Annotated in this window: 9 protein-coding genes; 8 read left to right on the forward strand and 1 reads right to left on the reverse strand. The window is 28.4% G+C overall.

Annotated features, from left to right (window positions below; all coding sequences use genetic code 11):
• Nucleotides 1-3 precede the first annotated feature (3 nt).
• The 3 genes from LJD34_RS10730 to LJD34_RS10740 all read left to right on the forward strand — a co-directional run bounded on the left by LJD34_RS10730 (nucleotide 4) and on the right by LJD34_RS10740 (nucleotide 3,445).
• Nucleotides 4-690 carry a 5'-methylthioadenosine/adenosylhomocysteine nucleosidase gene (locus tag LJD34_RS10730; protein WP_119363370.1) on the forward strand — a complete coding sequence of 229 codons (687 nt, stop codon included), beginning with the start codon at nucleotides 4-6 and terminating at the stop codon, nucleotides 688-690.
• Between the two features lie 11 nt (nucleotides 691-701).
• Nucleotides 702-3,005 (forward strand): peptidase U32 family protein, encoded by a 2,304-nt coding sequence (locus LJD34_RS10735; RefSeq protein ID WP_227359864.1) that lies wholly within the window; start codon nucleotides 702-704, stop codon nucleotides 3,003-3,005.
• Between the two features lie 104 nt (nucleotides 3,006-3,109).
• A complete protein-coding gene (locus LJD34_RS10740; protein WP_022001265.1) occupies nucleotides 3,110-3,445 on the forward strand; it encodes a helix-turn-helix domain-containing protein in 336 nt (111 codons plus the stop codon).
• A 2-nt stretch (nucleotides 3,446-3,447) separates the two neighbouring features.
• Here the strand turns inward: LJD34_RS10740 and LJD34_RS10745 are convergent, their stop codons facing one another.
• Nucleotides 3,448-3,993, reverse strand: a complete 546-nt coding sequence (locus LJD34_RS10745) for a metallophosphoesterase family protein (protein ID WP_147580263.1) — start codon at nucleotides 3,991-3,993, stop codon at nucleotides 3,448-3,450.
• 165 nt (nucleotides 3,994-4,158) lie between these two features.
• Between LJD34_RS10745 and LJD34_RS10750 the strand changes: the two genes are divergently transcribed.
• The 5 genes from LJD34_RS10750 to purF all read left to right on the forward strand — a co-directional run bounded on the left by LJD34_RS10750 (nucleotide 4,159) and on the right by purF (nucleotide 8,104).
• The gene (locus LJD34_RS10750) at nucleotides 4,159-4,476 is read left to right on the forward strand and encodes a PTS sugar transporter subunit IIB (RefSeq protein WP_022000846.1); all 318 of its coding nucleotides are present in this window, start codon (nucleotides 4,159-4,161) and stop codon (nucleotides 4,474-4,476) included.
• Nucleotides 4,477-4,542: 66 nt separating this feature from the next.
• The gene (locus tag LJD34_RS10755) at nucleotides 4,543-4,857 is read left to right on the forward strand and encodes a PTS sugar transporter subunit IIB (protein WP_022000845.1); all 315 of its coding nucleotides are present in this window, start codon (nucleotides 4,543-4,545) and stop codon (nucleotides 4,855-4,857) included.
• 98 nt (nucleotides 4,858-4,955) lie between these two features.
• Nucleotides 4,956-5,228 (forward strand): ACT domain-containing protein, encoded by a 273-nt coding sequence (locus LJD34_RS10760; protein ID WP_022000844.1) that lies wholly within the window; start codon nucleotides 4,956-4,958, stop codon nucleotides 5,226-5,228.
• An 11-nt stretch (nucleotides 5,229-5,239) separates the two neighbouring features.
• Entirely contained in the window at nucleotides 5,240-6,604 is a 1,365-nt protein-coding gene (locus LJD34_RS10765) for a PFL family protein (protein ID WP_032090052.1), read from the forward strand.
• An 84-nt stretch (nucleotides 6,605-6,688) separates the two neighbouring features.
• The gene (gene purF / locus LJD34_RS10770) at nucleotides 6,689-8,104 is read left to right on the forward strand and encodes an amidophosphoribosyltransferase (RefSeq protein ID WP_032090053.1); all 1,416 of its coding nucleotides are present in this window, start codon (nucleotides 6,689-6,691) and stop codon (nucleotides 8,102-8,104) included.
• The last annotated feature ends 268 nt before the right edge of the window (nucleotides 8,105-8,372 follow it).

Consider the following 8,372-nt stretch of genomic DNA (forward strand, 5'->3'; position numbering starts at 1 on the left):
TTTATGATAGGTATTATTGGAGCAATGGAAGAAGAAGTAAAGGCTTTGTTAGATAAAACAGAAGATATTCATGAAAATAAAATTTTAGATTGTGTTTTTTACGAAGGAAAAATAGATAATAAACAAGTCGTTATCTTACAAGGTGGAATAGGAAAAGTAAATTCTGCTATTTGTGTAACATTATTACTTACAAATTATGACATTGACTATGTTATTAATATTGGTTCTGCTGGTGGTTTAAAGGATTATCAAAATGTTGGTGATGTTGTAATTTCTAGTCATGTAGCATATCATGATGTTGATTTAACAGCTTTTGGGCGTCCTATGGGTGAATTACCAGAACTTCCTGTATTCATTCCTGCAGATGAAAATTTGGTTAATAAAGCAAAAGATATTCTTCATAAAATGAATATTCATGAAAATGTTGGATTAATTGTTTCTGGAGATCAATTTATTGCTCAAGAAGGACAAGTTTCTAAAATAAAAAAAGATTTTCCAAATGCATTATGTTCAGAAATGGAAGCTTCTGCAATAGGACATACTTGTTATAAATTTGGAGTTCCTTTTATTATAACAAGATCTTTATCGGATGTTTATGGTCATGGTGAATCTTCTATGCAATTTGATGAATATTTAAAAATTGCTAGTGAAAATTCGGCTAAATTATGTGTTGAATTAGTAAAAGCCTAAGGAGGTTTTTTATGAAAAAAAGAGAAGATATAGAATTATTAGCTCCTGCAGGGAGTTTTGAAGCATTAGTCGCTGCTGTTCAAAATGGCGCTAATGCTATTTATTTAGGTGGCCAAAAATTTGGGGCACGAGCGTTTGCTCATAATTTTGATTATGCTGCATTAAAAGAGGCTGTAGATTATTGTCATTTAAGAAATGTTAAATTATATGTTACTGTAAATACTCTTTATAATAATGCAGAAATCGATGAAATTTTTGATTATTTAAAATATCTTTACCATATTGGTGTAGATGCTCTTATTATTCAAGATATGGGGCTTTTTTCTCTTATTAAAAATCATTTTCCTGATATAGAGATACATATGTCAACACAAGCAAGTGTTAGAAATATTGAAGGAGTCAAATATTTTGCTAAACAAAATATAGATCGTGTTGTACTTGCAAGAGAAATGAACATTCGTGAAATTGAAGAAATATGTCATAATTGTTCAATTGATATTGAAGTGTTTGTTCATGGTGCATTATGCATGTCATATTCTGGTCAATGTTTAATGTCATCAATGATTGCTAAAAGAAGTGGAAATAAAGGCGAATGTGGTCAACCGTGTAGATTGCCGTATTCTTTATTAGAAGATAATAAAATAATCAAAAAACAAAAATACTTATTATCACCAATGGATCTATGTACAATTGAAAAAGTACCTAAACTTATTGATGCGGGTATTAAATCATTTAAAATAGAAGGACGTATGAAAAGACCTGAATATGTTGGTGAAGTCGTAAAAGCATATCGTCAAGCTATAGATTATTATTTTGATCAAAAAAATTACACGCCTGATATTTTACAGATGAAAAAAGTATTTAATAGGGGATTTACACAGGGATTTCTATTTCAAGATTATCTTAATCTAGCACAAGATATACCTGGAAACCAAGGCATCAAAATTGGTAAAATGATTAATTATTCTAAAAAAAGAAAAATGCTGGATATTAAGTTATCAGATACCCTTTATCAAAATGATCGTATTTATTTTCCTAAAAATGATTTTACACGTACAATTACTAAATTATATAAAAATAATCGATTAGTTAATACTGCATATCAAGGTGATCTTGTTTCTATTGAAATGGATAAGTTATTGGATTTTCAAGATATTTATAAGGTTGTTGATGCAAAAATTGTTGAAGAAAATAGTAAATATATAAAAAATGAACATATTAAATTACCAATTCAAATGAAAGTTTTTGGGTTAATTGGTTTACCATTACAATTAACAGTGATTTATAAAAATAAAAAAATTAGTGTTAAAAGCGATCAATACATTGAAAAAGCACAAAACGTACCTTTAACAAATGAAAGAATAAAAGAACAATTATCTAAATTAGGAAATACAATTTTTTATTTAGAAAAATGTTCAATACGTTTTCCAAATGATGGAATTATTTCCATTAAAGAATTAAATAATTTAAGAAGAGTGGCTATTGATAAACTTGAAAAAGAAATGTTAGATATGTCTTTTAGAAAGATGAATGATTTAGAACAATTTAATTGCCTTTCTAAAAAAAGAGAAGATCATAAGAAAATAGCAATTCAAGTATCTGATATTTCTCAACTTGAACAGCTTGATTTGTATGGTGTTGAGCAAGTATTTGTACCTTTTTACCAATATCAAGTGCAATGCGATAAATATATACCTTATGTGCCATTTTTATATGATGAACAAGATTTTATTGAATTTTTAAATAGTGTTTATTATCAAAAGTGTCAATCAATTCAAGTGAATGATTTTGGTGCATTGAATCTTGTTAATGATAAAAATATAGTCTTAGGATATCATATGAATATTACAAATAATAAAGCAATTCAAGAATTCAATTTACCATTTGTTGTTTCTTATGAAGCATCGAAAAATGATATACAATCTTTTAAAACAAATCAGGACATTTATTTTACAGCTTACTCACAAATTATTAATATGAATTTAAAACATTGTATTATTTCAAATCATTATTTTTCTAGAAAACAAAAAGGCTGTCATTTGTGCAAACAACATCAATATTGTTTAAAAGATAGAAAAGAAATGAATTTTAAAATAGTAACAGATCAATACTGTAATAATTATGTTTTACATACACATCGTTTTTACTTTGATAAAATCAATGATCTAAATGTGGATTATATTTTATTGAATTTTTTAGATGAAACATCTCAAGAAATTCAAACAATTGTTAATGATTATCTTAATATTACAAAACATTTATTATCTAAAAATAAGAATAATTATGATATTTTTCAAGGATATTTTACAAAATAAAAATAATTTTTATTAAATGTTTTTTTTAAAAATAATAATTAAAAAAAATATAATTGAATGTCTTTAATGAAAATGCTAAAATTTTTATATGGGAGGATTATTGTATGGCGATTGATACTGAATTAGCAAAAAGATTACGTTCATATCGTAATTTTAAACATTTAACACAAAAAGATGTTGCTGCGCATTTAAATGTTCCTCATTCTGCAATTTCCGATATAGAAAATGGTAAAAGAGACATTACTGTTAGCGAGTTAAAAGTGTTTTCAAATTTATATGGTAGAAGTGTAGAAGAAATTATGAGCGGGAAAAAATATGACTATTATAATATTGCCAATATCGCTCGTTTACTTACTGAACTTCCTGATGATGATTTAAAAGAAATCATGTTTATTATTGAATATAAAAGAAAAAGAAATGAAGAACGTCATTTGAAATAATATTATTTTTGACAAGCAAAACGTTTAAATTCATTCAAAATATCTTGATCTTTATCAATTAAAGATTGGGGTATTTTTTTTTGTGTTCTTGAGTCAAAAAAATCAACATGAAGTTTATCATCAACAGATACAATAGCATAACTTCCACATTGAGATTGCCCTCTATTAAACATAATACTACCAGGATTAATAAATATTTTATTCTTATATATTTCATAATGTGGGACATGTGTATGTCCATGAAAACAAATATGAATATCCGCTTTATTCATGTACTCAACTAAATAATCATATCCTGCATAAACATTAAATTTATGGCCATGTGTAATTAATATATTGCCTAATGCTGTTGGTAATGTTGCAGTTAAAGGGAAAAAACCTTGATCATGATTTCCATCTACAATAGCAGCAAATTCTTTTATAAATGGAGAATTTTTATCAAAACAACTATCTCCACAATGTATTTTTAGATCGCATTTTACATTTTCTAAAACTTTTTTTAATTCATCATCATAGCCATGGCTATCGCTTACCAAAAGTATCTTCATAAAAAACCTCCATTATATCAATATAAATTATTATAGTCTAATTTTAATAAAAAATCTATTTCAAATCTATTTTCTGAAATAGAAAAAAAAGAGCGGAAAGGGTTTACATTTAAAGGGATAATTGATAAAATATATACAGGTTATAAATGAGAAGGAGTGTTAAAAATGAAACAAATTTTATTAGTTTGTTCAGCTGGTATGTCTACTAGTTTATTAGTAACTAAAATGGAAGGTGCTGCTAAAGATGCTGGATATGATGCAAAAATTTTCGCATTACCATTTTCTGATGCACCAAGAGTTTTAGAAGACGTTGATGTTATCTTACTTGGCCCACAAGTTAGATTCCAAAAATCTGCTATTGAAAAATTAGCTGCTGGACGTAAAAAAGGACCAATTCCTGTTGAAGTAATTGATATGAGAGATTATGGAACAATGAATGGTAAAGCTGTTTTTGAAATGGCTAAAAAATTAATTGGTGATTAATCACATAAAATAGTAAAAATTGGGGTTAACCCTTTAAAAAATTAGTTAAGGAAGGTATTTATTATTATGAAAAAAATTATGTTAGTTTGTGCTGCTGGTATGTCTACTAGTTTATTAGTAACTAAAATGGAAAAAGCTGCTGCAGCAATGGGTGATGAAGTTGAAATCTTCGCTTTACCAATTTCTGAAGGAGAAAAACGTGTTGGTGATGTAGATTGTATTTTACTTGGCCCACAAGTTAGATTCCAAAAAAATACTATTGAAAAAGCTATGGAAGCTGCTGGTGTAAGCAAACCATGTGACGTAATCGATATGAAAGATTATGGAATGATGAATGGTGAAGCTGTTTATAAAAAAGCTAAAGCTATGATGGGTGAATAATTCACTAGAGACGACTGTTAAACAGTCGTTTTTTATTTTAGTCTTTTTTAATTTTTTTTCATATGCTATAATATTCCAAAAGTATAAGGAGGATAATTATGGAAAAGGGTATTATTACTGTTGTTGGGAAAGATCAAGTTGGAATTATTGCTAAAGTTTGTACATATTTAGCTGATAACAAACTTAATATTTTAGATATTTCTCAAACTATTATTCAAGGATATTTCAATATGATGATGATTATTGAATTACAAAATGCAACAAAAGATTTTGGTGCTATTTGTGATGAACTTAATGAATTAGGAAATGAAATAGGTGTTAATATCAAGTTACAACATGAAAATATTTTTAATAAAATGCATCGAATTTAAAGGAGATTAGAATGATTAATTTATTTGAAGTTGCAGAAACAAATAAAATGATTGAACAAGAAAATTTAGATGTACGTACAATTACTATAGGGATCAGTTTATTAGATTGTATGGATCATGATATTGATGTTTTATGCAAAAATATATATAACAAAATAACAACTGTAGCAAAAGATTTAGTTAAAACGGGTGAAGAAATTGAAAAGAAATATGGTATTCCAATTGTTAATAAACGTATTTCTGTTACACCTATTGGTTTTGTAGGTTCTAATGCATGTAAATCAACAAAGGATTTTGTTAAAATTGCTAAGACTTTAGATCGATGTGCTGCCGAACTTAAAGTTAATTTTATTGGGGGATATAGCGCTATTGTTTCTAAAGGAATGACACCTGCTGAAAGACTTTTAATTGAATCTATTCCAGAAGCAATGAAAGTAACAAGCAATGTTTGTAGTTCAGTAAATGTTGGTTCTACTAAAACTGGAATTAATATGGATGCTGTTAAATTAATGGGTGAAATTATTAAAGAAACTGCTGATTTAACAAAAGAAAATGACTCAATTGGATGTGCTAAACTTGTTGTTTTATGTAATGCACCTGATGATAACCCATTTATGGCTGGAGCATTTCATGGTGTAAGTGAAGCTGATTGTATTATTAATGTTGGTGTAAGTGGTCCAGGAGTTGTGAAAAACGCAATAGAAAAATGTAAAGGTGAAGATTTTGGTAAATTATGCGAAACAATCAAAAAAACTGCTTTTAAAATTACTCGTGTGGGTCAACTTGTTGCTCAAGAAGCTTCAAAAATGTTAAATATCCCATTTGGAATTATTGACTTATCTCTTGCACCTACACCAGCTGTTGGTGATAGTATTGCAGATTGCTTAGAAGGTATGGGATTAAAGAGTGTAGGAGCACCTGGAACTACTGCAGCATTAGCAATACTTAATGATCAAGTAAAAAAAGGAGGCGTAATGGCATCATCTTATGTTGGGGGATTAAGTGGTGCATTTATTCCTGTAAGTGAAGATCAAGGAATGATTAATGCTGTAGAAAATGGAGCATTAACACTTGAAAAATTAGAAGCAATGACATGTGTATGTAGTGTTGGATTAGATATGATTGCTATTCCTGGTAAAACATCATCAGCTACTATTTCTGGTATTATTGCTGATGAAATGGCTATTGGTATGATCAATCAAAAAACAACAGCTGTAAGAATCATTCCAGTAACTGGAAAAGATGTAGGTGAAACGGTTGAATTTGGAGGATTATTAGGTTATGCTCCTATTATGCCTGTTAATGAATTTGATTGTTCAGAATTTATAAATCGTGGTGGAAGAATACCAGCCCCAATTCATAGTTTTAAAAATTAGAGGAAACTCTAATTTTTTAATATATAAAAAATATTGACGATAATAAATTTGCATTATACAATATTTACGTCACGGGGGTATTATATGGATTATATGGATAGAGAATTACACGAAGAATGTGGTGTTTTTGGGATAATTGGTCATCAAGATGCATCACAAATATGTTATTATGGATTACATAGCTTACAACATAGAGGTCAAGAAGCTGCTGGTATCTGTTGTGAAAACAATGGTAAAATGATTTTTCATAAAGGCGAAGGACTTGTTACAGAAGTATTTAACCAAGATAAATTAAAAGAGTTACAAGGTAATTCAGCTATTGGACATGTTAGATATTCTACTGCTGGTGGAGGTGGAATTGCTAATGTTCAACCATTTGTATTTAGAACTATGCAAGGATCTATGAGTATATGTCACAATGGAAACTTAGTTAATGCAAATATTCTAAAACAAGAATTAGAAGAACAAGGAAGCATTTTCTCTTCAACTTCTGATACTGAAGTATTAGGGCATCTTATTAAAAGACAAAGTGGACATATGATTGATAGAATATGTACTTCTTTAGATAAATTAGATGGTGCATTTGCATTTTTAATCATGGTTGATAATAGAATTTATGCTGCAAGGGACAAATATGGCTTACGACCTTTATCAATTGGAATTTTACCAAATGGTGCTTATGTGTTTGCATCAGAAACATGCGCATTAGATGTCGTTGGAGCAAAATTTGTAAGAGATGTTGAACCAGGTGAAATTGTTAGGGTAAAAGATGGAAAATTATTAAGTAAGATTTATACAAAAGATCCATTACAAGATAAAATATGTGCTATGGAGTATATTTATTTTTCAAGACCTGATAGTAATTTAGATGGTATAAACGTTCATACAACAAGAAAATTAGCTGGTAAGCAATTATATTATGAAAATCCTATCGATGCAGATGTTGTTATTGGTGTTCCAGATTCATCGATTTCAGCAGCAATTGGATATTCAGAAGCATCAGGAATTCCTTATGAAATGGGATTGGTAAAAAATAAATATGTGGGTAGAACATTTATACAACCAACTCAAGAAATGAGAGAACAAGGTGTACGAATGAAGCTGTCTGCAGTATCGGCAATTGTCAGTGGAAAAAAAGTAGTTATGATTGATGATTCAATTGTACGAGGAACAACTTCGAAAAGAATCGTAAGACATTTAAAAGATGCTGGTGCAACAGAAGTACATGTTAGAATTGCTTCTCCAGCTATTAAATTTCCATGTTTTTATGGTGTAGATACATCTACAATAGAAGAATTAATTTCTAATAAAATGAATGTTGAAGAATTATGTAAATATATTGAAGCTGATAGCCTTGCGTTTATTAGTGAAGAAGGATTAAAAAAATCTATTCATTTTTCAAAAGAACATACATGTGGGTTATGTATGTCTTGCTTTAATGGAAATTATGTAACTAATCTATATGATTCATTTGATAAAGCAAATAAATTTGAAAAATAATTTATTTTGATATTATTCAACAATTATTGATCATATTTATTGAAATATTTCAATTTTTACTGTATTCTTTAGATGTTGGTAGTAGGATCATCTTAAAATTAGAGATATCCTAAAAGAGCGATATTTATTGGTAATTTAAAATAACGAGGGGGTTTCTCATATTTTAATTATCAAATGGGCGCTCTAAATAATCGAGTGCTTTAGCGAAATTCGCTCTAAATTATTAAGGGGGATATTGATGTGGAATCAGTATTCCCTCTAAAATATT

Source organism: Faecalibacillus sp. MSK20_93, assembly GCF_020589945.1.
GTDB lineage: Bacteria > Bacillota_I > Bacilli_A > Erysipelotrichales > Coprobacillaceae > Faecalibacillus > Faecalibacillus intestinalis.

Coding starts and splice junctions, on each gene's coding strand:
- LJD34_RS10735 (WP_227359864.1), top strand. CDS start 702: ATGAAAAAAAGAGAAGATATAGAATTATTAGCTCCTGCAGGGAGTTTT.
- LJD34_RS10750 (WP_022000846.1), top strand. CDS start 4,159: ATGAAACAAATTTTATTAGTTTGTTCAGCTGGTATGTCTACTAGTTTA.
- purF (WP_032090053.1), top strand. CDS start 6,689: ATGGATTATATGGATAGAGAATTACACGAAGAATGTGGTGTTTTTGGG.
- LJD34_RS10730 (WP_119363370.1), top strand. CDS start 4: ATGATAGGTATTATTGGAGCAATGGAAGAAGAAGTAAAGGCTTTGTTA.
- LJD34_RS10740 (WP_022001265.1), top strand. CDS start 3,110: ATGGCGATTGATACTGAATTAGCAAAAAGATTACGTTCATATCGTAAT.
- LJD34_RS10765 (WP_032090052.1), top strand. CDS start 5,240: ATGATTAATTTATTTGAAGTTGCAGAAACAAATAAAATGATTGAACAA.
- LJD34_RS10745 (WP_147580263.1), bottom strand. CDS start 3,993: ATGAAGATACTTTTGGTAAGCGATAGCCATGGCTATGATGATGAATTA.
- LJD34_RS10760 (WP_022000844.1), top strand. CDS start 4,956: ATGGAAAAGGGTATTATTACTGTTGTTGGGAAAGATCAAGTTGGAATT.
- LJD34_RS10755 (WP_022000845.1), top strand. CDS start 4,543: ATGAAAAAAATTATGTTAGTTTGTGCTGCTGGTATGTCTACTAGTTTA.